Source organism: Nocardia testacea NBRC 100365, assembly GCF_000308775.1.
In the GTDB taxonomy this organism is placed as follows: Bacteria; Actinomycetota; Actinomycetes; order Mycobacteriales; family Mycobacteriaceae; genus Nocardia; species Nocardia testacea.
Window position 1 is genome coordinate 1 of record NZ_BAGJ01000157.1, and the last position, 23882, is coordinate 23882.

Consider the following 23882-nt stretch of genomic DNA (forward strand, 5'->3'; position numbering starts at 1 on the left):
GTTACCTACAGGTGACCTGTTGTTATTTCGGTGCAACGCCGCAAATCGGACAATGCACGCTAATGCGACCGGCGGGGACCAAATACGCTGGAGCCGCGCCGGACCACCATTGCGGCGGTCGACGAAGCCGAGATTAAACGGTCGGTAACAGGTTGGACAAAGGGTGCTTTCGCTATACGTTAATGTGATCCAAGTCACATCCTAATGCGAGGCGGGTCGAGTCCGTAGGCAAACGCAGGTGACGGCATACGCGCAGGGCGCGGGCAGACGGAAATTCCCCGCAAAGAATGCGTCAAGAGAATAGCCCCCTTTAAATCACCGAGGGCGGGAGTGGAACATTATAAACTCACCATTCCGATACCGGACAATTTCGGAGAAATTCGCCCTCCCCCGTTACCCCCCCCCCCCCGGAACTTGCACCCCGCCCCGGATCGGCACGAAAGGCATTGAGCGCCAAGGGTTTCCGGGTTATCCGGTGCCGCCGTGATGCGGTGGCACCTGTGCGCGCCACCAGTCGTCGTCGGCACCGGACGGCCCGTCGTCGTCCCGCTCGTCCCGCGTGGTGGACGGCAGGACCTCACCGAAGATCTGGTCCAGACGCGCCGGATCCCCCGTCCGGCGGCGCGCCCGACGGGGGACCTCAGGGGTCTCGCCCTCACTCATACTGCTCGCCCCGGCTCATTCCAGCAGCCCGGACAATTCCCCGATCACCCGGCTCGCCAGCGGCCCCAGCGTCGCCATCCCGTCGCGGATCGCGGCGCGGGTGCCCGGCAGATTCACCACCAGCGTGCTCCCCGAGATGCCGGCCAGACCGCGGGAAAGTCCGGCGTCCAGTGAACCGGCCACCCGGCCCGACGCCCGCAACGCCTCGCTGATCCCGGGCAGGTCCCGGTCGAGTACCTCGGAGGTGGCCTCGGGCGTGACATCACGGGGCGACATGCCGGTGCCGCCGACCGAGATCACTATGTCCACCCCACCGATCACCGCGGTATTCAACGCGTTCCGGATCGCCACCTCGTCGGCCTCCACCGAAACGGAGGCGTCGACGAGGAACCCCGCCTCGGTGAGCAGTTCGGTGACCAGCGGGCCCAGCGAATCCTCGCCACCGTGCGCCGTTCGATCGTCCACCACCACGACCAGTGCACGCCCCGCAACAGGAGCATCGATTTCCATACCGCTCACCGTAGCGCCGATCGCGAGCGCCGCGTGCCCACCCCCGGCCACCTTCTGCATCATCGGCCTCCCTCCACCGCGGCGGCGGCGAGGGTCACCTCGGCCGTACGGGTGTTTCCACCGCGTTCGTCGGTATACGTCACTGTCACCTTGTCTCCCGGCTGCTTCGACCGCACCGCGGCGACCAGCGCGTCGCCGGAGTCGATCGTCCGGTCGTCGAGCCGGGTCACGATGGACCCGGACGGAATGCCCGCCGCGGCCGCCGGACCGTTCGGCGTGACATCGAGAACCCGTGCGCCGTGCACCGACTCGTCCCGCTGCACGGTCATTCCGATCTGCGCGTACGTCGCGTGGCCGCTCTTGATCAACTCGTCGGCGACCCGGCGCGCCTGATCCACCGGGATCGCGAACCCGAGCCCGATGGAACCGCTCTGCTGGCCTCCCGCCCCCGACGAGCCCAGGCTCGCGATCGCGGTATTGATCCCGATCAGACGACCCTCGGCGTCGACCAGGGCGCCCCCGGAATTACCCGGATTGATCGCGGCATCGGTCTGGATCGCGTCGATCACCGGATTCGGCACGGTCGGGTCGTTACCGCCCTCACCGGTGGTCGACACCGGGCGATTCATCGCCGAGACGATCCCCGTGGTCACGGTGCCCGCCAGTCCGAGCGGCGAACCGATCGCCACCACCGGCTGACCGACCTGCAAGTTCGCCGAGCTACCCAGTTCGATCGGCTGCAGGTCCGTCTTACCGCGCACCTTGATGACCGCGAGGTCGGAGACCGGGTCGGCGCCCACCAGCGACGCCTGCGCCGTACTGCCGTCGGAGAAGGTCACCGACATGTCGCCGTTTCCGCCGCCCCCGGCCGCGACATGGTTGTTGGTCAGGATCAAGCCGTCCGAGGACAACACCACCCCGGACCCCTCCCCCTGTCCGCGGTTACTGGCGACCTCGATCATCACCACCGACGGCAGCACCCGCTGCGCCACCGCCTGGGTGGACCCGGCCGGCGCGTTCGCCGTGTTCTGCACCTTCGGCACCGGCCCGTCCAGCGCATTCGTCGCCGCCGGGCGATCACCGGAATCGCTGACCAGCGCCCCCACCGCACCGCCGATACCGCCGCTCACCAGGGCCAGCGCGACCGCCCCGGCCACCAGACCGGTACGCACCGGACTCCGGCGCGGGGGCGGCGGCGCGGCGGCATAGAACTGCCCGGAATCGCCCGACGGCGGCGGCCCGGCGAACGACCCGCCGGCAGCCGGATACGCAGCGGTATCGCCCGCCCCGCCGCCCGGGAACTGCGGTCCACCCGGATACGGCGGGATCCCGCCTCCCGGCGCCTGACCGGACCCGGCCGGCTCGCCGGGCCCGGAATTCGGCGGCCCGGCCTGCGGCTGCGGCGTCGAGGGCGGCACCGGTCCCGATTCCGGCCCGGCCGGCCGATTGGTGAAATCCTCGGTCATAGTTTCCCTTTTCTGCTCATATCCGCTGTCCAGCCTGCCGACCACTACTGAGAACGAACTGAGAGCTGCATTAATTTGCGGTGCTCGTAGTTGTGTTCGTCTGCCCGTCTCCGGCAGGGCGGTCCCAGACCCCCGTGACCCGTTCTTCACCACGCCCATCCACTGCTGCGCTCCTTCGCTCTCACCCAGAACCTGCCGCCTCCGACCAGAGATGCCGACAAGCCGAGTACACCGAAGGCGCACCCTGAAACACACCTCGAACAGCCCGGTCGACCCCACGGCACGCACTGTAAATCCTCGACGAACCCCGCCCCCCGAAGACCCGAGGGCGAGTCGACATCCGTTCCGACCCTCGAACGCCGACGCAACCCCATGTGTCGAGTCTTACGAGACACCTCAAAGGGTTGAGGCCCGTCTCGCCGTTTCGGCCTCGAAAGCGCCCGCGCCGAAGGCGCAAGTCTCGAGGCCGAAACGGCGAGACACAAGGGGGCCTCAACCCCGCGCGCCGGAGCTGCACACACTCGCCCGGCCCCGTAGCCCACCTACACCGCACCACCGACGCCCCATCGGTATCACGAGCCACCCCTCCGCCCGTGTTCTTGCTCCGAGCGCTACGCATTCCGCGGCAATTTCCGGCCCCGCCCGGGAAATCCGGGCGATATTTTCGGCCTTCGGCAATTATTCGCTGCCGACGCCTTCCGGACGATATTCCTCCGGTGGCGGGTTTTCACCCGGCAATACGATGCGGATGAGTGCGCCGCCGCGCGCGGAGGTGTCGATCGCAATAGTGCCGCCGTGTTTGGTTACGACCTGTTTCACAATTGCCAGACCGAGCCCGGAACCGGGCATGGAACGCGAGGCGGTCGTGCGATAGAAACGCTCGAACACCAACTCGCGTTCGCCGGGCGGAATACCAGGTCCGGCATCATCGACCGATAATTCCAGGAGCCCGCGTCCGGTCTCGGCCATCCGCACACGGACCTGTTCGCCGGGCGGATTCCATTTGGCGGCATTGTCGAGCACATTGAGAATGGCGCGTTCCAATGCGGCGTCGTGCCCGTACACGAACCAGGGGCGCAGATCGGCGGCGAAGCCGACCGCGCCGCGGCGGCGGACCCGTTCCAGCGCCCGTTCGGTCACCTCACCGAGGTCGACACGCTCGTACACGGTCTCCGGAGCGTCCTCGCGGGCCAGATCCACCAGGTCGCCGACCAGGTTGGACAACTCTTCGATCTGCGCCATCACATCCGAACGCAGTTCCGCCATATCCTCCTCCGGGATGGCGGGTGCGTCCGGGCGGCTCGAGGCGATGAGCAGCTCCATATTCGTGCGCAGGGAGGTCAGTGGGGTACGCAGTTCGTGGCCGGCGTCGGCGACCAGCCGCCGCTGCCGGTCCCGGGATTCGGTCAGGGCGCGCAGCATGGTGTTGAAACTCTCGGTGAGCCGGGCGAGTTCGTCGTCACCGGTCACCGGAATGGGGGTGAGGTCGTCGGTGCGCGCGATCCGTTCGGTGGCCGCGGTCAGCCGGGCGATCGGACGCAACCCGGTCCTGCCGACGGTGGTGCCGGCACCGGCGGCGAGGACGACACCGCAGGCGCCGACCGCGAACAGCAGCCAGGCCAGCCGGTCCAGTACCTCGCGGGTCGGTTCCAGCCGCTGGGAGATGATCAGGGTGACGCCGGAATCCATGCGTTCGGCCAGTACCCGCTGATTGTTGTAGGTGCGCAGCGACGAATCGCGGGCGCCCTGCGCCACCGCGATCTCCTCGGTGCCGATGGGCGGGGTGGTCGGTTGCGGCGGGATGTAGGCGGGCAGACTCGTGCGCTGGGTGGCCTCCCGGTCGGCGGGCGGATAGATGAGCGCGACGCCGATATCGTTCGAGAACAGTGTCGCCACGCCCAGCGACTGGAAGGCCATACTGTCGATATCGCCGCTGATCATGGTGGCGGCCCGAGCGCGCAGCTGCGCATCGACCTGCCCATAGAGGGCCCGGGCGACCATGGCGTACGCGGCGATGGAGGTGATCGCCACGAAGATCGCCACCAGGGACGCGGCCAGGAGGGTGACCCGCCAGCGCAGGGATACGGTGCGGGTGAGCGGGGTCGGGGGCCGCATGGGGGTCGGCTCGTCCGGCCACGGGCCGCCGAGTGGCGCGACGGTATGTTTCTTGGCCCCGGAACGGGAGGTGCGTGCCATATTCGCGCTTACGGGGGCGTTTCACGCAGGACGTAGCCGACCCCGCGCACGGTGTGGATGAGGCGGGGTTCGCCGTCGGCCTCGGTTTTCCGGCGCAGATAGCCGATATAGACCTCCAGGGCGTTACCGGAGGTGGGGAAGTCGTAGCCCCATACCTCCTCGAGAATCCGGCCGCGGGTCAGTACCCGGCGCGGATTGGACATGAGCATTTCGAGCAGGGAGAACTCGGTGCGGGTCAGCGAGATGGATCGCGAGCCGCGGGCCACCTCGCGGGTGACCGGGTCGAGCGAGAGGTCGGCGAAGCGCATCGCCTCGGAGATCTCACCGGTGTCCGGGGCGCGGCGGCGCAGCAGGGCACGCAGCCGGGCCAGCAGTTCTTCCAGCGCGAACGGTTTGGGCAGGTAGTCGTCGGCGCCGGCGTCGAGGCCCGCGACCCGCTCGGATACCGAATCGCGCGCGGTCAGTACCAGGATGGGCAGGTCGTCTCCGGTGCTGCGCAGCCGCCGGCAGACTTCGAGTCCGTCCAGTCGAGGCATCATGACATCGAGTACCAGCGCGTCCGGGCGGTCGGCGGTCGCCTTCTCCAATGCGTCGATACCGTCCACCGCCAGATCGACGGTGTATCCGTTGAAGGTCAGCGACCGGCGCAGTGACTCCCGCACGGCACGATCGTCGTCGACCACCAGAATCCGCATAACACCAGTTTGACGGGAGCGACTGAGAGGCTACTGAGAGGGTCCGGCGCGCCGCGGGTCCGCTGACCTCCGGCTTCGCCGGACGGATTTTCCGGATCCGGTCGGCGGCGGATCGAATATCGCGCGGAACTTCCCCCTCGCGGGAAGGAACCGGACGGTCGACCCAATGAAGACGAACTCGCGACGCTACCGCGCGCAGGCATCTCCACCTGGGAATTCATCCGGCAACCGGACGATCCATTACCACCCTGTGATATGCCACGAAACCTGTTCCACATCCGCTTTATTCGCGGTATAACCGTCTGAACGTCCCGATTGCCCGCCGCTACCATGCACGGTATGTTCCGATCGGTAAAAACTAGACCTCCGGTTGGTTCGGTGTGCAGTGAATCATAACTGAAACGCCCACGCGCCAAAGAGGTCGATCGTGATGCGGAGGCGACAGAGGCGGATGGAAACCCCGCGACCGTGGCAATTCAGCCTGTCCAACTGGTCGGTCACCCGCAAGGTCGGCATCGTCCTGGTCCTGCCGGTCGTCCTGGCGACCCTCTTCGCGGTGCTACGGATCAACAACGAGCTGCGCACCCTGGAACAGCTCGAGGCCGCGACCGAACAGTCCCGCATCATCGCACCCATCGTCGGCTACAACGCCGCCGCCGAGCACCTCGCGGTCACCGCTACCGCCGGCTGGGCCGACAACCGTGAACCGCGGGCCTCCGCGGCCCTCGCCGGTTTCGACGCGGCCCACGAAACCCTGGAACGGGCGCTGGACTCCTACCGGATCCGCCCGGAGGTCTCCCGCGAGCTGTCCTCGGCACTCACCATCGGCAGCACCATGCGCAGCGGCCTGAGTACCGGATCACCCGCCATGGTGGGTGATCAGGCCGACGAGATCGCGGTCCGCATCGGTAACGCGCTCGCGCAATCGCCGACCGTCGAGGACCTCTCGATCCAGCGCTATTTCCTGCAGGTGAGCGCCATCCAGAACGCACGGCGGTCGTTGACCGCGCAGCGACTGGTGATCAGTTCGCCCACCGCCGAGGACAATCCGGCCATGCGCGCCCGGGTGCTCACCTCCGGTGGCGCCGAACTCACCATGATCCATCAGTACGGGCAGATCATGCCGGATGTGGCCGGCAATATGCGGCCGCTCCTGGACGCGGTGCAGACCCGCCTGGCGATCTTCAGTCAGGGCACCCAGGGCGCGATGACCGATCCCGCCGCGCTGAAATCCTTGGATACCAGCTCCCAGGCCTACCAGGTCACCACCGACCAGTTGATCGCGACCATCACCGGTGCGCTGCACCATGCGACGGTTTCCGCGCAGAACAGCGCGCTGCGCGAGACCGCACTGCTCATCGCGGCCCTGCTCGGCGGACTGACCCTCGCGCTCGCGGTCGCCCGGACCCTGGTCGTTCCGGTGCGCCGGCTGCGCCGCGACGCACTGGAGGTGGCCCATGTGCGCCTCCCCGCGGAACTCGAACAGGTCCGCGGCGGCGCCGAGACCCCGGAAATCGAGCCGGTGGGCGTCCAGGGCACCGAGGAGATCGGCCAGCTCGCCCGGGCGGTCGACGAAATGCACCAGCAGGCCCTCAATCTGGCCGCCGACCAGGCACGTCTGCGCGTCCAGATCGGCAACATGTTCGAAACCCTGTCCCGGCGCAGCCAATCGCTGGTGGAACAGCAGCTCGGCATCATCGAGGAACTCGAGCACGACGAGGACGATCCGAAGCGGTTGCAGAACCTGTTCCGGCTCGACCATCTCGCCACTCGAATGCGGCGCAATGGTGACAACCTGCTCGTCCTGGCCGGTACCGCGCTGCGCCGCGGGCAGCTCGACCCGGTCCCGCTCTCGGATATGCTGTGGAGTGCGGTTTCCCAGGTCGAGGACTATCAGCGGGTCGAGATCGGTCATGTGCCCGAAGGTGTGGTCGCCGGTGAGCCCGCGGTCGATATCGAACACCTGCTCGCGGAGGTCATCGACAATGCGTTGCGGTACTCCCCGCCCAATACGCCGGTGGCGGTGACCGTCTCACGCGCGGTCGACGGCGGATACCTCATCGAGATCACCGACCGGGGATTGGGTATGGCCACCGAGGATCTGCAGGCCGCCAACGCGCGCCTGGCCTCCGGCGGTGAGATCAATGTCGAAACCGCGCGTCGAATGGGTCTTTTCGTCGTCGGCCGGCTGGCCAAACGGCATCAGATCACCGTGGGCCTGCGACGTACCTCGACCATGGCGCAGCAGCCCGGCATCACCGCCAGCCTGCATCTGCCGGGTCTCCTGGTCTCACCCGATACCGGGCCCGACGACTCGAACGTCCTCACCACCGACCTCTCCGCGGCCCCGCCGCAGCTCCAGCACACCTCGCAGCTGCCGCAGCTCTCCCAGCCGCCGGCGCCGCGGCAGCTGACCCCGGTACCCGATCTGCCGTACCCGGACTCGTGGCCCTCGCGTACCGATCTTCCCGCGGTGCGGCCACTCACCCCCGCACCCGTGACCTCGAGTTTCGGCACCACGTCCACCGGATTGCCGCAGCGCCGCCCGTCCACGCACGGTCCCGCGGCCTCCGGCACGGACACGGGCAACGGCAGTGGCCCCCGGGGCACCTTCTCGGCGTTCGATCCGGTCCCCGAAACCCCGGACGCCGACGAAGCGCCCACCGGGCTGTGGTCGGAAACCCACAAGACCCAGTCCTTCCCGGCTCCGGTCGAGCTCCCGGTGCCGGGCACCACCGAGAACCGGCCCGCGGCCGACCCGGAGCCGCCGGCGGTCACCGTCCGCTCCGGACTGCCGATCCGGCGGCCGGGCATGGACCACGACGATCCGTTCGGCCGCGCCGAGACACGCCGCGACGAGCCGGCGCCGGCCACGACCACCTCCTCCCGGCTGCAACCGGTCGGCGGCGAAACCCCCACTCCGATCTACCAGCGTATGGTCTCGGAATGGCTGGTCGAGCCGGCCACCACCCAGGACCGGCCGCGCCAGGATTGGACCACCCCCGCCGATATCGGCTGGCTGGCCGCGGAGGACGCCGCCAAGCCGAGCTCGGACTCCAAAACCGCGAACGGGCTCCCCATCCGCCGACCGGGCGCGCAGCTCGTCCCCGGTGGGCTGACCCCCGTCGAAGACGAGGCCCCGCGGGACCCGGCGGAGATACGGAGCAATCTGACCAGGCACCTGAGCGGGGTCCGCAGTGGGCGGGCCGACGCACAGAACAATGACGGAGGGCTTGCATGACCGACGACCCGAAGAGCGGCACGGACGAGAACCTGAACTGGCTGGTCGCCAGATTCACCCGGGACGTGCCGGGTGTCTCCCATGCCGTCCTGGTCTCCGCGGACGGCCTGCTGCAGGCCGTGAGTCCCCATCTGCCCGCCGATCGTGCCGAACAGCTCGCCGCGGTGACGGCGGGTCTGGCCAGCCTGTCCACCGGCGCGGCCCAATTGTTCGACGGTGGCAAGGTGATGCAGTCGATCGTGGAGATGCAACGCGGCTACCTGCTGGTGATGAGTGTCGGCAACGGCTCGCATATCGCGGTACTCGCCAACAAGCAGCACGATATCGGCCGGATCGGCTACGAGATGGCCCTGCTGGTCGATCGCGTGGGCTCGGTCGTCAGCGCGACCGCCCGATCCACCGTCTGAGCGTCATGTCCCAATTCGGCCAAGGCATGCCCGATCCCCACACCGGCGGAGCCGGATTCGGCTCCCCGGACCGGAACTACGGTCCGGGCGCACAGAACTTCGGACCCGGTTCCTCGCAGTACAACACCGGTTCCTATCGGTTCAACGCACCTGCGCAGCCGAACAACCCGCGCCGGGCCGGACGTGTCCGCCCCTATGCCCTCACCGCCGGGCGAACCCAGCCGGCAGTCGATCTGCCGATGGAGGCGGTTATCGAAACAATCTCCTATCATGCACAATTCGATTGGCCGTCCGGTGACATCCGAGCCGAGATCCTCCGGCTCGGAGCCCACCAGCTGTCGGTTGCCGAAATCGCCGCGCATCTCGATCGCCCGCTCGGTATGGTCCGCGTCGTCATCGGTGATCTCGTCGTGGACGGCAACCTGCGAGTGCATTCGACTTTGACCGAGCAGGCGAGTTACGACGAACGCCGGTCGCTGATGGAGAGGACATTGCGTGGACTCCGAGCCCTTTAGCAACAACCAGGGTGGTGGTGCGGCCGAGACCGATACCCGGGTCGCGTCGACCAAGATTGTCGTCGCCGGTGGATTCGGTGCGGGGAAAACAACTTTCGTGGGTGCGGTCTCGGAGATCGTGCCGCTGCGAACGGAGGCGATGGTCACCAGCTTCTCCGACGGCGTCGACAATCTGGACGACACCCCGGACAAGCGGACCACCACGGTCGCAATGGATTTCGGCCGGATCATCCTGCCCGGGAACCTGACGCTGTACCTGTTCGGCACGCCCGGTCAGCGCCGGTTCTGGTTCATGTGGGACGACCTCATCCGCGGCGCCATCGGCGCGGTGGTACTGGTGGACGCGCGCCGGCTGGAGGACAGTTTCGCGGCCGTCGATTTCTTCGAGGCCCGCAATCTGCCGTTCCTGATCGCGGTCAACCGGTTCCCGAACTCGCCGCGGTTCGCGATGGCCGAACTGCGTGAGGCGCTGTCGGTGCGCGAAGGGGTGCCGATCGTGGATATCGATGCCCGTGACGCGAAAGAGGTCCGGCAGGCACTGGCCGCCGTCACCGAGTACGCGATCAACCGTTTGAAGGCCCAGGAATACGAGGGAGTCGCCCGGCATGGTTGAGGTGCTGGCCGCGGAAACGGTCGAGACCGCCGATCTGTTCACCATGGGCTACTGGCTGACCCTGCTCACCTTCGGGGTGTCGGCGGTCGGGATGTTCGTGGGCCTGGCCTGTGCGGTGAACGGCCGCCGTTCGGTCCGGTTCCGCCCGGTCTGGGTCGCCGCCGCCGCGGTCTCCATCGGCGGTATCGGGGTCTGGCTGGCCAGTACCGTCTCGATGCTGGGCATCTCCATTCCGGGCCGTATTCTGCGCTACGACATCTCGGACCTGACGCTGTCGCTGGTGTTCGCCGTCGGCGCGGTCTTCCTCGGCCTGCTGCTCGCCGGTCGCGAGTTCGAGGTCAAACGCATGGTGAACGCGGCGGCCGGGCTCGGCCTCGGGTTCGGGATCATGCTGTGGCTGCAGCTCACCTCGATCGATATCCAGGGTTCGGTCTCGCTGAACATCGGGCTCTTCGTCGTCGCGATCGTCGTCGTGGTGACCGCTTCCTCGCTGTGTGTATTCCTCTTCCAGCGGTTCCGCTTCCCCGCCGCGCGGGCCGGGTCGATCGCGATGTTCGGCGCGGGCGTGGCGGCCGTCTATTTCACCGGTGTCGCCGCCCTCGAATTCCGTTTCGATCCCGAGGCCGAACCCGCGCAGGGCATGGAACTGTTCGGCTATGCCTTCCCCATGTTCGTCATCGGCCTACTGGCCCTGGCCGTTCCGATCACGGCGGTGCTGGTGGCTCCGGAACGTCCCGACGACACCCCCCGCGTAACGAAGCCGGATGCGTCCGAGACCGGCGGCCCGGCCGACGGGCAGGCCCGGCCCGCAGCCCGGCCCAATGCGGCGGCGGCCCTCGCGCAGCGGGCTCAACCGCTGCCGGAACCGGCGCGCTGATCCGGATGGACACCGAAACCGTGCTGTCCGATCAGGAGAAGCTCCTGCGGGAGCTGTGGGCACAGGTGCGCGGACTGCGCTCCGAGGTGTCCGAGCTGCGGGTCGAGATCAGCGAAATGGAAGCCACGGTCGCCGATCTCGCGGCCCGGGCGGACCGGTCCGAGCGGGTGGAGTTGCCGTGGCCGGTATCGCTGCTGCTGTTGCCGGCCGCGCTCGCCTTGGCGCTGCTGCGGCAGGTGGGCGATATCGCACAGGCGCTCGCGGCGGAATCCGACTCGCGGCAGGGGGCGGAATTACCCGTGGAGATCGAGGTGAAAACCCTCGAAAGTGGCGATGAGCGGGTCTCCCATCCCTGGGAGACCCGCCCTCACGCACGAGGATAACCGGTATGGACCGGTGAAGCAGTAGTCCGCCGGGTTTTTTCGGCGGTCACCGCATATCCGTCCGAAATAGCGGCACCGCACCCGACTTCGGTCCGCAATCGCCCAGCATGCAATCTCGGCAGGTCAGGACCATGATCATGCTTGCGGGATATTTGCCGTAAGCGGCGTGTCGTGCGCAGCTTACGCTCGGATAGGGCTGCCGCCACGGCCTTTTCACATCTAGGGGGCCTGACAGTTCACCGGCGTTTCAGGTCCAGCAGGCCACGACCGGCGGCTTGGACCAGTCGCCGCGGCACCCGATGCACCACACCGTCCACGGTGACCGGAACCAGATCCGGCGGCGTGGCCTTCCAGTTCGACCGGCGGCTACGGGTATTGGACCGCGACATCCGCCGCTTCGGTACTGCCATCTCAGTGCTCCTTCCGGGTCCGCCCGGCACGCCGGCCGTAGCGACGTTCGAATTTCTCCACCCGGCCCTGGGTGTCGAGCACGCGGTGCGCGCCGGTCCAGAAGGGGTGTGAATCCGCGGTGACATCCACCGTCAGCAGCGGATAGGTATTGCCGTCGGACCATGTGACGGTCCGGTCGCCGGTGGCCGTGGAACGGGTCAGGAACCGGGCCCCGGTACTCGCGTCCTCGAAGACGACGGGGTGGTAGTCGGGATGGATATCGGCTTTCATCACTTCTCCTTCCGGGCGCGCTCGCCCGTGTCGCCGCCCCGGCCCTCGCCGGTCGCGGCCGGATACGGTTCGTCCGGATCACAGCGGTCGGTATGCCATTCGCCGAAGGGATCCGTCCAGCGGGCCACCTGATGCGGCGCCCGCTCGACCAGCCGCAGCTCGGCATCGTCGACCAGCGCCCGGTCCAGCGCCTGCCGGACCTCCTCCGGGTCGGCCGCGTGGATCAGGACGACCAGCGAATTGTCGCGGTCGCCGAATCGGTCGTCCCAGCGCAGCCGGGCCATGGCCAGCCGTTCCGGCTCGACCTCGCCGCGTTCGGCTTCGGTCATCGCCGCCAGCCAGCGGTCGGCACCGCCTATCCGCAGACCCCCGCCCGCCGATTCCAGCCAGACGACCTCGTCCGGCTGGGTCGCCAGCCATACCCGGCCACGTGCGGTGACCACGCCCTCGAACAGGACATCCAGGGCCTCGTGCAGCCGCTCGGGGTGGAACGGCCGCCCGGCGGCGAATTCGACCAATTCCACGCCGTATTCCGCCCCCAGTGGTGGCTGGCCGCGCAGTAGCGGGGCATGCGCGTCGAATACCCGGCCACGACGCGACCCGGCCGGTATCCGGGCCAGCAGGCCCTCCACCGCTGCGGCGGTGACGGCCCCGTCCGGCCCCGTCCACAGCGCCGGGGCCAGCGGCACCAACCGGGACAGCACCGCCCCGAGCCGGGCCCGCTCCAGCGGGTCCACGAGATCGCCCCCGGTGATCACCAGGGCATCCGCGAAATCGACCTGACCGACCGCCAGTTGGGCGAGGGTGCGCTCGTCGTCGGCCCAGGCCCAGCCGAGTTCGTCCAGTGCTTCGTCGCCGGTCGCGGCCGGGAGCCAGGTGCGCGCGTCGATACCGGTGAGCACGGCGGCTATCCGCACATCTCGCGCCGCGGGACCGTCCACCCGGCCGACGACGCCGGCCACGACCACTTCGCCGATCCCCTGGCACACCGACTCCGCTTCGATGGCCGGGTCCAGCGCGAGCACTATCCGCCGCACCGAATCGCGGGCCGCGAGGGTGCAGAGCAGCGGCAGCAGATCCGCCTTCAGCGTGCACGAGACACAGCCGTGCGCGAGTTCGTGCACCGAGACGGTGGCCGTACCGCCCTGGGACACGGTACGGCGCACGATGCCCTCCCCGAGTTCGGCGAGATCGTGGCGTACCACCACGGTGCCCGCGGTCGCCCCGAGTGCGTCCGCGATGAGGTCGACGGAACCGGCCGGATCACCGTGCAGGCCCGCGACCACCACCACCGGTGTGCGACGGTCTCCGGAATCGATGGCTTCTGGGAGTTGTGCGGAATGGGACACCACTACCCTTTCGGTAATGATTTTCAATTACGACCGTGCACACGCTACAGTGTGGACCCATCGTTGTCGAAAACGATTGTCATCATCGTTAACGTCGGAGGGAGTCCCATGTCGGCGCACTGTCAGGTCACCGGCCGCAAACCCGGATTCGGCAAGGCCGTCTCGCATTCGCACAAGCGCACCAGCCGGCGCTGGGATCCCAACATCCAGCGCAAGACCTACTACCTGCCCAGCGAGGGCCGCCGGATAACCCTGGACGTGTCCGCCAAGGGCATCAAGACCATCGACCGGGACGGGATCGAAGCCGTGGTGGCCCGCCTCCGCGCCCGCGGAACACGGATCTGAGCGCGACGATGGCATCGAAATCGACCGATATCCGTCCGGTGATCAAACTCCGCTCCACCGCGGGCACCGGATACACCTACGTCACCCGCAAGAACCGCCGGAACGATCCCGACCGCATGGTGCTGCGGAAATACGATCCCGTGGTCCGCCGGCACGTCGACTTCCGGGAGGAGCGCTGATGGCCAAGAAGTCCAAGATCGCCCGTAACCTGCAACGACGCGCCGTCGTCGACCGTTACGCCGAACGGCGGGCCGAGCTCAAGGAACTGATCCGTAAACCCTCCACCTCCGAAGACGACCGGCTGGCCGCGCAGGCGGCCCTGCGCCGACTGCCCCGGGACGCCAGTCCGGTACGATTGCGCAATCGGGACACCGCCGACGGGCGACCGCGCGGTTATCTCCGGAAGTTCGGCCTTTCGCGTGTGCGTGTGCGCGAGATGGCACATCGGGGAGAGTTGCCCGGTGTGCACAAATCGAGCTGGTAACCCACCGATCGTGAGTTAGGAACCGGTCATATGGCAGTCAAACGAGGCCCGTCGAAGAAGGTCCGCGCCGAACAGGCCCGCCGGCCCAAGAAGAACCCGCTGATCGCGGCGGGAATCGAAACGGTCGACTACAAAGATGTGAATCTGCTGCGCACCTTCATCTCCGATCGCGGCAAGATCCGCAGCCGCCGGGTCACCGGCCTGACCCCGCAGCAGCAGCGCCAGGTCGCGGTCGCGGTGAAGAACGCGCGTGAGATGGCCCTGCTGCCCTTCACCAGCCGCTGACGCCGCGCTGAACTCTCACCCGGACGCCCGGCCCCGTACCCGCGGGGCCGGGCGTCCTGCTGCTGTCCACGCACGGAGAGCGCGGAGCCGGCGCGGCTACAGTGGTGCGCATGGTCACACTGCGGGGATTCACGGCAATTCTGGCTCTCGGCGTCGTCCTCGCGGTCTCGGCCTGCGGTAGCGACGGCACCGCCGCTCCGGAGCCCGGTCTCTCCCCGACCTCCGTGCCCGACCCGGCGAGTACGCCCGCGACTCCCACCGAGGATCCCGGGGCCGACCCCGGCCACCTCTTCACCGCCGATCCGTCGATCGTCGGCGCCCATCCCGTCCCTTTCACCTCGTGGACGCAGGTGGCCGAGGACCGCATCGCGATCCATTTCGAAACCGGGGTGCCCGAATGCTATGGCGTGGACGCCACCGCCACCGAGGACGACAGCACGGTGACCGTCGAACTCCGCAGCGGCACCCGGGCCGACTCCGTCGACAAGATGTGCGTGATGATGGCGGTTTTCGGCACGCTGGAGATCCCACTGGACGCGCCGCTGGGTGACCGCCGGGTACTCAGCGCGGTCTGATCGCCCGCCTGCGCGGTCGGACGGATACCCGGTAGCCCCGCCGGCGGCTCGGCCGAACTCCTGGTCGTGCTGTTCCAGCCGCTCTCGGGGACACCGGATCCGTGTATGCCGATACCCCTGTGCATTCCGCCCCGCCTCGACTGAACAGCGAGTGCCCGTGGCGGTGACACCACGGGCACCACCCTCAGTGCGCGAAGTGCCGGGACCCGGTGAAATACATGGTCACACCGGCCGCCCGCGCGGCATCGATGGTGTCCTGGTCGCGCACCGAGCCGCCCGGCTGGACGATCGCCCGGATACCGGCCTCCAGCAACAGTTGCGGACCGTCGGGGAACGGGAAGAACGCGTCCGAGGCCGCCACCGAACCCGCGGCGCGATCACCGGCCCGCTGCACGGCGAGCCGTACCGAATCGACCCGGTTGACCTGCCCCATACCGACACCCACCGACGCCCCGTCGTGGGCCAGCAGAATCGCGTTGGATTTCACGGCCCGGCAGGCGCGCCAGGCGAATTCGAGATCGGCCAGGGTCGCCGCGTCCGCGGCCTCGCCGGCCGCGAGGGTCCAGTTCGCCGGGTCGTCGCCGGTGGCGTCGATCACATCGCGCTCCTGTACCAGCAGCCCGCCGCTCACCGGGCGGTGTTCGGCACCCGCCGGCGCAGGCGCTTCGGCGATCAGGATGCGAATGTTCTTCTTGCGCTGCAGCACCTCGACGGCGCCGTCGGCGTAGGAGGGCGCCACGATGACCTCGGTGAAGATCTCGGCCACCTGCTGGGCCATCGCCACCGAGACCTCACGGTTGGTCGCGATGACGCCGCCGTAGGCGCTCACCGGATCGCAGGCGTGCGCCTTGCGGTGCGCCTCGGCGATATCCGCGCCGGTGGCGATACCGCACGGGTTGGCGTGTTTGATGATCGCCACCGCGGGCGCGGCGTGGTCGTAGGCGGCCCGCCGGGCGGCATCGGCGTCGGTGTAGTTGTTGTACGACATCTCCTTGCCGTGCAACTGCCGCGCCCGCGCCAGCCCGAGCCCGCCGTCACCGTCGGTGTACAGCGCGGCCCGCTGATGCGGGTTCTCGCCGTAGCGCAGGACCGCCGAACGGTCCCATACCGCGCCGATCCAGGACGGGAACTCGTCGTCCTCGGCGGTCTTCTCGACCAGCGTCGACGCCATCCAGTTCGCCACCGCCACGTCGTAGCTCGCGGTGTGCTGGAAAGCCTTGGCGGCCAACGCGATACGCTCCGACAGCGTGAACCCGCCGTCGGCCACCGCCTTGCGGACCTCGTCGTAGTCGCCGGTGTTCACCACCACGGCCACCGATGGATGGTTCTTGGCCGCGGCGCGCACCATCGAGGGTCCGCCGATATCGATCTGCTCGACGCATTCGTCCGGGCTCGCCCCGCTCGCGACGGTTTCGCTGAACGGGTAGAGGTTCACCACCACCAGCTGGAAGGCTTCGATACCCAGTTCGGTGAGCTGGTCGAGGTGTTCGGCCTTGCGGGTATCGGCCAGAAGGCCCGCGTGCACCCGCGGATGCAGGGTTTTGACCCGGCCGTCCAGAGTTTCCGGGAACCCGGTCAACTCCTCGACCTTGGTCACCGGGACACCGGCGTCGGCGATCCGCGCCGCGGTGGACCCGGTGGACACCAGCTCCACCCCCGCCGCGTGCAGCGCGGTCGCCAGCTCCACGAGCCCGGTCTTGTCGTAGACGCTCACCAGCGCCCGGCGGATCGGCGTGCGTTCACTCACCGGAGAACTCGCTCATCAGGGATAACTGCCTTTCGTCCATCGGAGACAATTCCGCGGGTCGCGACGGCGGCGACAACCTCCACCAGCAACCGTCGCTCCACAACTTTGATGCGCTCGTGCAACTCGGCCTCGTCGTCGGCCGGATCGACCCGGACGGGCTCCTGGGCCAGAATCGGGCCGGTGTCCACTCCGGCGTCCACCAGGTGGACGGTGGTGCCGGTGACCCGGACCCCGTAGGCGAGCGCGTCCCGCACCCCGTGCGCACCGGGGAAAGCAGGGAGCAGGGCCGGGTGGGTGTTGATGATCCGGCCGCCGAAACGTTCCAGGAACACCGGGCCCAGCAGCTTCATGAAACCCGCGCAGACCACCAGGTCGGGCGAGTATCCGGCCACCGCCTCGGTGAGTGCCACATCCCAGGCGCCGCGATCGGCGTGATCGCCGACCGCGACCCGGAAGGTGGGGATACCCGCCGCGGTCGCGTGTTCGACGGCGGCGCACTCCCGGTCCACGCCCACCGCGCGGATCCGGGCCGGATAACCGGGGTCGGCCGCGGCGTCGAGCAGCGCACGCAGCAGTGAACCGGTCCCCGAGGCGAGTACGACCAGGCCGGCCGGGGTGGAATCGGTGGGTTCCGGGGCGGTCAGGGCTCTACTCCTGGAGTTCGAAGGAACGACGGGCGGGGTCCACCCGCCGGCGGGGACGAACCCGCGGCACGGATAGAGCCTAGTAGACGCGGTCGGACCCGCCTGCGGCGGCAGTGAGCCGGGTCCGGACGGACGCGGTCAGGCCCGGCGCGGGTCCGCGTCGTCTCCGTCGAGCGCGTCCGGCTCGACCACTTCCGCGTCCACGATCTCGGGGGCCGTCTCCGCGGCGGCGACGGCCCCCGCGGCAGAATCACGCGGCTGATCCTCGACCACCTCGGCATCCAACGGCTGCTCCGGCCCCGGTGATTCGGCGCGCGGCCGGTCGAGCAGACCGGCATAGCGGTCGGCCGGATCGGTGGCCGAATCGCCCGGTAGCTCCGGGAGCCGACGCTCCGGCAGCGCGCGGTCCACCGGCGCCCGGGTGCTCTCGCGCTCGTCGGGGTAATAGTCTTCGTCGTAGTCGATATCGTCGGGGTCGAAGAGCGCGTCGGGATGACGCATCAGCGGTGTGGGGAACGAGACGACGAAGGTCCGCGCGAACAGCAGACCGGCGTAGCCGGGTATCGCCAACCAGGCGAAGACCGCCAGGGCGAACACGGGCAGCTCGAGGCCCAGGCGCCCGAAATTCCCCAGCTCTCCCCCCGACAGCGCCGCCAGCGCGGTGAGCGCCGCGCTACCGAGCCCGGCCGCGGCGAGCAGCGCCCAGGGCGCGCCGGGGCGGTCGTAGCTCACCCGGGCCGATTCCACGCCCCCGTACACGCCCACGGCCGCCGGTACGAGCAGCAGCACGGCCCACCAGAGCACGGCCGGGCCCGTCGGTACCGCGGCGAGTACCGGCACCGCGGGGATCGGCCCACCGACCACGGTGAACACTCCGACCGAGGCATCACCGAACTCGACTCCCGGACCCGCCAGCACGCCGACCCCGGCCACCACCGCGTTCGGCAGGTACAACAGCGAGAGCAGGGTGAGTCCGAGCACGTCCACGATTCCCTCCGCGGACCCGTAGGTCTCGCCGACCCGCGACCAGTGCGTCAGCAGGGACAGCACCAGCAGCACCGCCGCGGCGGCCAGCAGGCGCAAGACGGCGCGGCCCGCCACATAGGCGGCGGCGATCACGTCGTAGGGCAGACCCTCGAAGAGGCGCTCCCGGCAACGGAACGCGATACCGCACAACACGGCGGTCAGGTGCAGGAGCAGCACCCAGCCGAAGGCGGTGAGCGGGTTGGGGCGTTGCAGGGCAATGGATCCCGACGCGTCCTCGGCGACCGCCAGGCACACGGCGGTGATCAGCAGCGGGCCTCCCACCGCGGCGCCGCACAGCCAGCCCAGTTCCGCCCGGGTGGGTTCGGTATCGGTGGCGGCGACGGCTTCCCGGGCCGCGGCCCACAACAGCAGCGCGGTCGGCAGCACCGGGAGCAGGCCCACCGTGGTATTGCCGATGAGCAACGGCACCTGGTGCACAGCGAGCCAGCCCGCGGCCACCGCGCCGCTGAGACCGGTCAGATCGCTGCCCGCGGTGAAAAGGGTCACCAGCATGGTGACCACGACGGCGGCCAAGGCGAAAGCGGCGGGCCGGAAGGCCACGAAGAGAAGCATCCGCGCGCGCTCGGGCGGTAGCGAGAGAAAACCCGGCTCGTGGCCGGAACGCGTCGAACTCCTGCGTGCCCCCCGGAGCGGGTGGTTCGACGAGGTACGCGGGGAACTCATGGATTTCAGAGTGGCAGCCGCCCCGGCGCGGACGCTTCAGGCGCGCCGCGCCGGGTGCTGCCGGTACTCACTTCTGGTCGTCGGACTGCCGGAACGCGCGGGTGGCGTCGGCGGCCGGATCGGACGGCTGTTCACCACCGAACGGCTGGGCCTGCTGCCCCGGCTGCTGCGGCTGCTGCCCGTAGGCCTGCTGCTGCGGCGGCTGCTGCCCGTAGGGGGAGGGCTGCTGGCCACCGGCGTACGGCGACTGCTGCGGCTGCTGGCCGTAACCCTGCTGCTGCTGTTGCTGCTGCTGGGCGTAACCCGGCTGCTGACCGTAGGCCTGCTGCTGACCGTAACCCGGCTGCTGCTGCTGGCCGCTGCTGTACTGCTGGCCGTAACCCTGCTGCTGACCATAACTCTGCTGGCCCTGGTACTGCTGCTGGCCGTAACCCTGCTGCCCGCCGGGGAATCCGGTCTGCGCCGCCGGACGAGCGGCCGGCGGGGTGAGGATTCCGGCGTCGAACAGTACGACCGCCACCGCGAGACCCGTCTGCACCAGCGCCAGCACCAGGATCAGGTAGAGCCCGATCTCGGCCTTGGCACCCTCGGGCAGGCTGAACAGCTGGAACAGGATGGTGACGAACGTTCCGGCCGCCACCGCGGCCGCCGCGCCGACCCAGTCCTGCTTGGGCAGCAGCGACAGGCCCGCGAGGATCGCGGCGATCAGCAGCAGGCCGCCGATCGTGGCTTCCTGGTACTCGAACAGGTTCAGGCTGGTATCGGCCGAGGACGGCAGATCCATATCGGTATCGGCGCCCACGTAGGACAGGAAGCCGAGCAGGAAGGCGATCACGCCCACCGCGGCCACACCGATGGTGAGGAAGAACGGCAGTCCTTTCCCGCCGGCCCCAGCGGCACTCCCACCACCGGCCGCCTGCTGGCCTGGATTGGGCGGAACGGAGGGCGGAACGGGTGCGTTGTACCCGGAGCCCCCGGTCGGGTATGACATGTCGTCATCTCCTAGGTCGAGTAATACGTACTGACGGCTGAATTCCCTTTGACGCTACTGCACGCGCGCGCAGAGGTCATCACCGAAGGATTCCGGCCGCGGTGTGCGGTTGCCCATTCCATCGGGAGTCAACCGTCGAGCACCTACAGAGACGCGAAACCTACCCGGGTACTCGAGCTACGAGAGGGTGCGTACCCGTGATTTCCCCTGCCCAGCGGCATCCGTGAGCGGAGCTCACGGCGACGGCGCGACCGAGCGGACGAGGGTCGCGAGGTCCCGGCCCGGGCGCCGGAAGAGCACCCGATGAACTCAGAGGCCGTCCGCACTGAACGGACGGCCTCTGAGTGACAGCGGGTCAGGCGGAAACGGCCGCCTTCTCCAGGATCTCGCGCGCCAGGGCGGCGGTCTCGGACGGCGTCTTGCCGACCTTCACACCTGCGGCCTCCAGCGCGTCCTTCTTCGCCTGCGCGGTACCCGAGGAGCCGGAGACGATGGCGCCCGCGTGGCCCATGGTCTTGCCCTCGGGGGCGGTGAAACCGGCCACGTAGCCGACGACCGGCTTGGTGACATTGGCCTGGATGTAGGCCGCGGCCCGCTCCTCGGCGTCGCCGCCGATCTCACCGATCATGACGATCAGCTCGGTCTCCGGGTCCTTCTCGAACGCCTCGATGGCGTCGATGTGGGTGGTGCCGATGACCGGGTCGCCACCGATACCGATGGAGGTCGAGAAGCCGAAGTCGCGCAGCTCGTACATCATCTGGTAGGTCAGGGTGCCGGACTTGGACACCAGGCCGATCGGGCCCTTGCCGGTGATGTTGGCCGGGGTGATGCCGACCAGCGCTTCGCCGGGGGTGATGATGCCGGGGCAGTTGGGGCCGATGATCCGGGTCTTGGCGCCCTTCTCCACGTTGTAGGCCCACGCGTAGGCGGTGTCCTGCACCGGGATGCCCTCGGTGATAACCACCAGCAGCGGGATCTCCGCGTCGATGGCCTCGATGATGGCGTCCTTGGAGAACTTCGGCGGCACGAACGCGATGGAGACATCGGCGCCGGTCTTCTCGATGGCCTCGGCCACCGTGGCGAACACGGGCAGTTCGACGGCGTTGCCGTCCTTGTCGGTATGCGAGACGGTGGTGCCCGCCTTACGCGCGTTCACACCACCGACGACCTGGGTACCGGCCTTGAGCATCAGCGCGGTGTGCTTGGTGCCCTCGCCGCCGGTGATGCCCTGGACGATGACCTTCGAATCCTTGTTGAGGAAAATAGACATAGTTCTGTGTGTCCTTTACTGGGCGTGCCCTGGTAGGTCGACTCAGCGGGCCGCGAGTTCGGCGGCCTTGTCGGCGCCTTCGTCCATGGTCTGTGCCAGCGTCACCAGCGGGTGCGCGGCCTCGGCGAGGATCTTGCGACCCTCCTCCACCCGGTTGCCGTCCAGGCGGACCACCAGGGGCTTGTTCGCTTCGTCGCCGAGGATCTCGAGGGCCTTCACGATGCCGTTGGCGACCGCGTCGCACGCGGTGATACCACCGAAGACGTTCACGAAAACGCTCTTCACCTGGGTGTCGTTCAGGATCACGTCGAGACCGGCGGCCATGATCTCGGCGGAGGCGCCGCCACCGATATCGAGGAAGTTGGCCGGCTTGACGCCGCTGTGCTTCTCGCCCGCGTAGGCGACGACGTCCAGGGTGGACATGACCAGGCCGGCGCCGTTGCCGATGATGCCGACCTCACCATCGAGCTTGACGTAGTTGAGGTCGTTCTCCTTGGCCTTCAGCTCCAGCGGATCGGTCGCGTCCTTGTCCGCGAACTCCGCGTGGTCGGGGTGCCGGAACTCGGCGTTCTCGTCCAGGGTGACCTTGCCGTCGAGCGCCAGGATCTCGTTGTCCGGGGTGCGCACCAGCGGGTTGACCTCGACCAGGGTGGCGTCCTCGTTGACGAAGACCTCCCACAGCTTCTGGATGGTGACCGCGGCGGCGTCCAGCACGTCGGCGGGCAGGTGGCCCTGCTCGGCGATGGAGCGGGCGAACGCGAGGTCGACACCCTTGACCGCATCGACCGCGACCTTGGCCAGCCGGTCGGGCTTGGTAGCGGCGACCTCTTCGATCTCCATACCGCCCTCGACCGAGCACATGGCCAGGTAGGTGCGGTTGGTGCGATCGAGCAGGAAGGAGATGTAGTACTCCTCGGCGATGTCCTTCGCCTCGGCCACCAGGATCTTCTTGGTGATGTGACCCTTGATGTCCAGGCCGAGGATGTTCTGCCCGTGCGTGAACGCGTCGTCCGGGGTCGCCGCGTACTTGACGCCGCCGGCCTTGCCGCGGCCGCCGACCTTCACCTGGGACTTGATCATCACCGGTTTGCCGATTTCCGCGGCGATCGCGCGGGCGTCCTCGGCAGTGTCGGTCACGCGGCCTTCCGACGAAGGCACCCCGTGCTTTACGAAGAGCTCCTTCGCCTGATATTCGAAGAGATCCATGTACTCACCGTCTCGTCTGCGTTGCTATGACAACGTCTTTGTTGGCGGCCCGACGTCGGTAGCGGGTCGTTCGGACTCTAACCACTCACAGGCACGCCCGATCGGGCACGTTCATCCTAAGTGGCGCAGGTCACGAGCACTCCCGCGGGGAGGGTAAAGCCGCAGGCCAAGGCTACCGGCGAGTAGCTTCCGGGCGAGCCGCAGGCGGCGCGCGGCGACCATCCGCGCCGGCGGAGGGATCGCGACCCGGAGATCACAGGACAGGGTGTCCGATCGTGAGCCACGCCCCATCGTGAAAACGTGATCAATGTCACAGTAACGTTTGAAAACGTCCTACCGCTTGCCGCGTCGCAATCGTTTCGTTACCGTCGAAGCGGTCGATGTCACAGGCCGATCACAAACGTTGCAGAGCGTGGATGCTTGCGCACCCGGTTGTTCCGCGAGTAGAGATCTCCGTGATGTTGCTCCCTGAGCAGGTTTAGAGAGGACGGCAGCTTGACGCAGCACCCCGCTCCGCAGTCGCAGAGCCGTTCGGCAGCAGCCCTTCCGGCACCGCATTCCGTTATCACCGGCCAGGAGTCCGGTGCCGGTCGGATGCGATCCGGCCGATGAACCACCGCGGCACCCTCGACGCCCATCTCGACCCTCACGCCCGGCGCCGGCACGAGAACGCGCAGCCGGTCGAAGCGGCCCAGCCGTTCAACGCGTTCGGCGCACCCGGCGACAGCCGGGCCCGCAGGCGCCCGCTCAACACCGCTGCCGCCTCCGCCGCCGCCGACGCGCACCGCACCGCCGCGGATGACTTCTGGGCGACCAATCAGGGCTGGGCCGACTCCCGGGCCGACAGCTGGTCCGGGAGCGAGCAGCAGGCCCAGGACAACTGGCAGCAGGGCGGGTGGCAGCAGAACGACAAGCCCGTCTGGCACAGCGATCCGAACTGGAACACCCACCAGAGCTGGGGCGAGGCGCAGTCCTGGTCCGACGCGCCGGCGCAATCCTGGCCCGAGCCCGCCCCCTACGAACCGGGTG

At 68.4% G+C, this 23882-nt stretch carries 25 protein-coding genes and 1 pseudogene; 12 read left to right on the plus strand and 14 right to left on the minus strand.

All coding sequences use genetic code 11. The features are described from left to right. Window positions 1-468 precede the first annotated feature (468 nt). The 5 genes from ON38_RS21455 to ON38_RS21475 all read right to left on the minus strand — a co-directional run bounded on the left by ON38_RS21455 (window position 469) and on the right by ON38_RS21475 (window position 5530). Entirely contained in the window at window positions 469-663 is a 195-nt protein-coding gene (locus tag ON38_RS21455; protein WP_039826728.1) for a hypothetical protein, read from the minus strand. 15 nt (window positions 664-678) lie between these two features. Next, window positions 679-1233: a MogA/MoaB family molybdenum cofactor biosynthesis protein gene (locus ON38_RS21460; protein ID WP_051165040.1), complete on the minus strand. Its 555-nt coding sequence runs from the start codon at window positions 1231-1233 to the stop codon at window positions 679-681. Continuing rightward, window positions 1233-2639 (minus strand): S1C family serine protease, encoded by a 1407-nt coding sequence (locus tag ON38_RS21465; protein ID WP_174372449.1) that lies wholly within the window; start codon window positions 2637-2639, stop codon window positions 1233-1235. The genes ON38_RS21460 and ON38_RS21465 overlap by 1 nt, the downstream gene beginning before the upstream one ends. 678 nt (window positions 2640-3317) lie before the next feature. Continuing rightward, the gene (locus ON38_RS21470) at window positions 3318-4835 is read right to left on the minus strand and encodes a sensor histidine kinase (protein ID WP_039826729.1); all 1518 of its coding nucleotides are present in this window, start codon (window positions 4833-4835) and stop codon (window positions 3318-3320) included. Window positions 4836-4843: 8 nt separating this feature from the next. Further along, window positions 4844-5530 (minus strand): response regulator transcription factor, encoded by a 687-nt coding sequence (locus tag ON38_RS21475; RefSeq protein WP_039826730.1) that lies wholly within the window; start codon window positions 5528-5530, stop codon window positions 4844-4846. Window positions 5531-5981: 451 nt separating this feature from the next. Here ON38_RS21475 and ON38_RS21480 point away from each other — a divergent pair, with 451 nt between their 5' ends. From ON38_RS21480 to ON38_RS21505, 6 genes are all read left to right on the plus strand, one after another. Continuing rightward, entirely contained in the window at window positions 5982-8771 is a 2790-nt protein-coding gene (locus ON38_RS21480) for a HAMP domain-containing sensor histidine kinase (protein WP_039826731.1), read from the plus strand. Next, window positions 8768-9178: a roadblock/LC7 domain-containing protein gene (locus ON38_RS21485; protein ID WP_051165041.1), complete on the plus strand. Its 411-nt coding sequence runs from the start codon at window positions 8768-8770 to the stop codon at window positions 9176-9178. Before ON38_RS21480 ends, ON38_RS21485 begins: the two co-directional genes overlap by 4 nt. 233 nt (window positions 9179-9411) lie before the next feature. Next, on the plus strand, window positions 9412-9693 hold the full coding sequence (locus ON38_RS21490; protein WP_245564148.1) for a DUF742 domain-containing protein: 282 nt from the start codon (window positions 9412-9414) through the stop codon (window positions 9691-9693). 55 nt (window positions 9694-9748) lie between these two features. Continuing rightward, on the plus strand, window positions 9749-10306 hold the full coding sequence (locus ON38_RS21495) for a GTP-binding protein (RefSeq protein ID WP_039826747.1): 558 nt from the start codon (window positions 9749-9751) through the stop codon (window positions 10304-10306). Next, window positions 10299-11183: an MHYT domain-containing protein gene (locus ON38_RS21500; RefSeq protein WP_157181836.1), complete on the plus strand. Its 885-nt coding sequence runs from the start codon at window positions 10299-10301 to the stop codon at window positions 11181-11183. The genes ON38_RS21495 and ON38_RS21500 overlap by 8 nt, the downstream gene beginning before the upstream one ends. A 5-nt stretch (window positions 11184-11188) precedes the next feature. Further along, a complete protein-coding gene (locus ON38_RS21505; protein ID WP_039826732.1) occupies window positions 11189-11566 on the plus strand; it encodes a hypothetical protein in 378 nt (125 codons plus the stop codon). A 236-nt stretch (window positions 11567-11802) separates the two neighbouring features. Here ON38_RS21505 and rpmF read toward each other — a convergent pair whose 3' ends face one another. From rpmF to mrf, 3 genes are read right to left on the minus strand one after another with little or no spacing between them, the layout of a single operon-like run. Further along, window positions 11803-11976, minus strand: coding sequence for a 50S ribosomal protein L32 (rpmF, locus tag ON38_RS21510; RefSeq protein WP_039826733.1), 174 nt, complete (start codon window positions 11974-11976; stop codon window positions 11803-11805). Between the two features lies 1 nt (window position 11977). Then, on the minus strand, window positions 11978-12247 hold the full coding sequence (locus tag ON38_RS21515) for a type B 50S ribosomal protein L31 (RefSeq protein ID WP_039826734.1): 270 nt from the start codon (window positions 12245-12247) through the stop codon (window positions 11978-11980). Continuing rightward, the gene (gene mrf, locus ON38_RS21520; protein WP_245564146.1) at window positions 12247-13596 is read right to left on the minus strand and encodes a ribosome hibernation factor-recruiting GTPase MRF; all 1350 of its coding nucleotides are present in this window, start codon (window positions 13594-13596) and stop codon (window positions 12247-12249) included. The genes ON38_RS21515 and mrf overlap by 1 nt, the downstream gene beginning before the upstream one ends. Before the next feature lie 108 nt (window positions 13597-13704). Between mrf and rpmB the strand changes: the two genes are divergently transcribed. From rpmB to ON38_RS21545, 5 genes are all read left to right on the plus strand, one after another. Continuing rightward, the gene (gene rpmB, locus ON38_RS21525; protein ID WP_030522351.1) at window positions 13705-13941 is read left to right on the plus strand and encodes a 50S ribosomal protein L28; all 237 of its coding nucleotides are present in this window, start codon (window positions 13705-13707) and stop codon (window positions 13939-13941) included. A gap of 8 nt (window positions 13942-13949) precedes the next feature. Beyond that, a complete protein-coding gene (gene rpmG / locus ON38_RS21530) occupies window positions 13950-14120 on the plus strand; it encodes a 50S ribosomal protein L33 (protein WP_030522352.1) in 171 nt (56 codons plus the stop codon). After that, window positions 14120-14425 carry a 30S ribosomal protein S14 gene (rpsN, locus tag ON38_RS21535; RefSeq protein WP_039826735.1) on the plus strand — a complete coding sequence of 102 codons (306 nt, stop codon included), beginning with the start codon at window positions 14120-14122 and terminating at the stop codon, window positions 14423-14425. The genes rpmG and rpsN overlap by 1 nt, the downstream gene beginning before the upstream one ends. Window positions 14426-14455: 30 nt before the next feature. Next, entirely contained in the window at window positions 14456-14710 is a 255-nt protein-coding gene (gene rpsR, locus ON38_RS21540) for a 30S ribosomal protein S18 (protein WP_030522354.1), read from the plus strand. Between the two features lie 110 nt (window positions 14711-14820). Next, window positions 14821-15285: a hypothetical protein gene (locus ON38_RS21545; protein WP_039826736.1), complete on the plus strand. Its 465-nt coding sequence runs from the start codon at window positions 14821-14823 to the stop codon at window positions 15283-15285. A 184-nt stretch (window positions 15286-15469) separates the two neighbouring features. On the opposite strand, the gene purH is transcribed toward ON38_RS21545, so the two are convergent. The 6 genes from purH to sucC all read right to left on the minus strand — a co-directional run bounded on the left by purH (window position 15470) and on the right by sucC (window position 22853). Continuing rightward, window positions 15470-17032: a bifunctional phosphoribosylaminoimidazolecarboxamide formyltransferase/IMP cyclohydrolase gene (purH, locus tag ON38_RS21550; protein ID WP_039826737.1), complete on the minus strand. Its 1563-nt coding sequence runs from the start codon at window positions 17030-17032 to the stop codon at window positions 15470-15472. Beyond that, window positions 17029-17676 carry a phosphoribosylglycinamide formyltransferase gene (gene purN / locus ON38_RS21555; RefSeq protein WP_039826738.1) on the minus strand — a complete coding sequence of 216 codons (648 nt, stop codon included), beginning with the start codon at window positions 17674-17676 and terminating at the stop codon, window positions 17029-17031. Before purN ends, purH begins: the two co-directional genes overlap by 4 nt. A gap of 138 nt (window positions 17677-17814) precedes the next feature. Further along, a complete protein-coding gene (locus ON38_RS21560; protein WP_169333289.1) occupies window positions 17815-19263 on the minus strand; it encodes a cell division protein PerM in 1449 nt (482 codons plus the stop codon). A gap of 190 nt (window positions 19264-19453) precedes the next feature. Then, a complete protein-coding gene (locus tag ON38_RS21565; RefSeq protein WP_039826739.1) occupies window positions 19454-20377 on the minus strand; it encodes a DUF5336 domain-containing protein in 924 nt (307 codons plus the stop codon). 355 nt (window positions 20378-20732) lie between these two features. Then, window positions 20733-21647, minus strand: a complete 915-nt coding sequence (gene sucD / locus ON38_RS21570) for a succinate--CoA ligase subunit alpha (RefSeq protein WP_039826740.1) — start codon at window positions 21645-21647, stop codon at window positions 20733-20735. A 42-nt stretch (window positions 21648-21689) separates the two neighbouring features. After that, entirely contained in the window at window positions 21690-22853 is a 1164-nt protein-coding gene (gene sucC / locus ON38_RS21575; protein WP_039826741.1) for an ADP-forming succinate--CoA ligase subunit beta, read from the minus strand. A gap of 608 nt (window positions 22854-23461) precedes the next feature. Between sucC and ON38_RS21580 the strand changes: the two are divergent. After that, a pseudogene (locus ON38_RS21580) lies at window positions 23462-23882 on the plus strand (hypothetical protein); the annotation flags it as partial.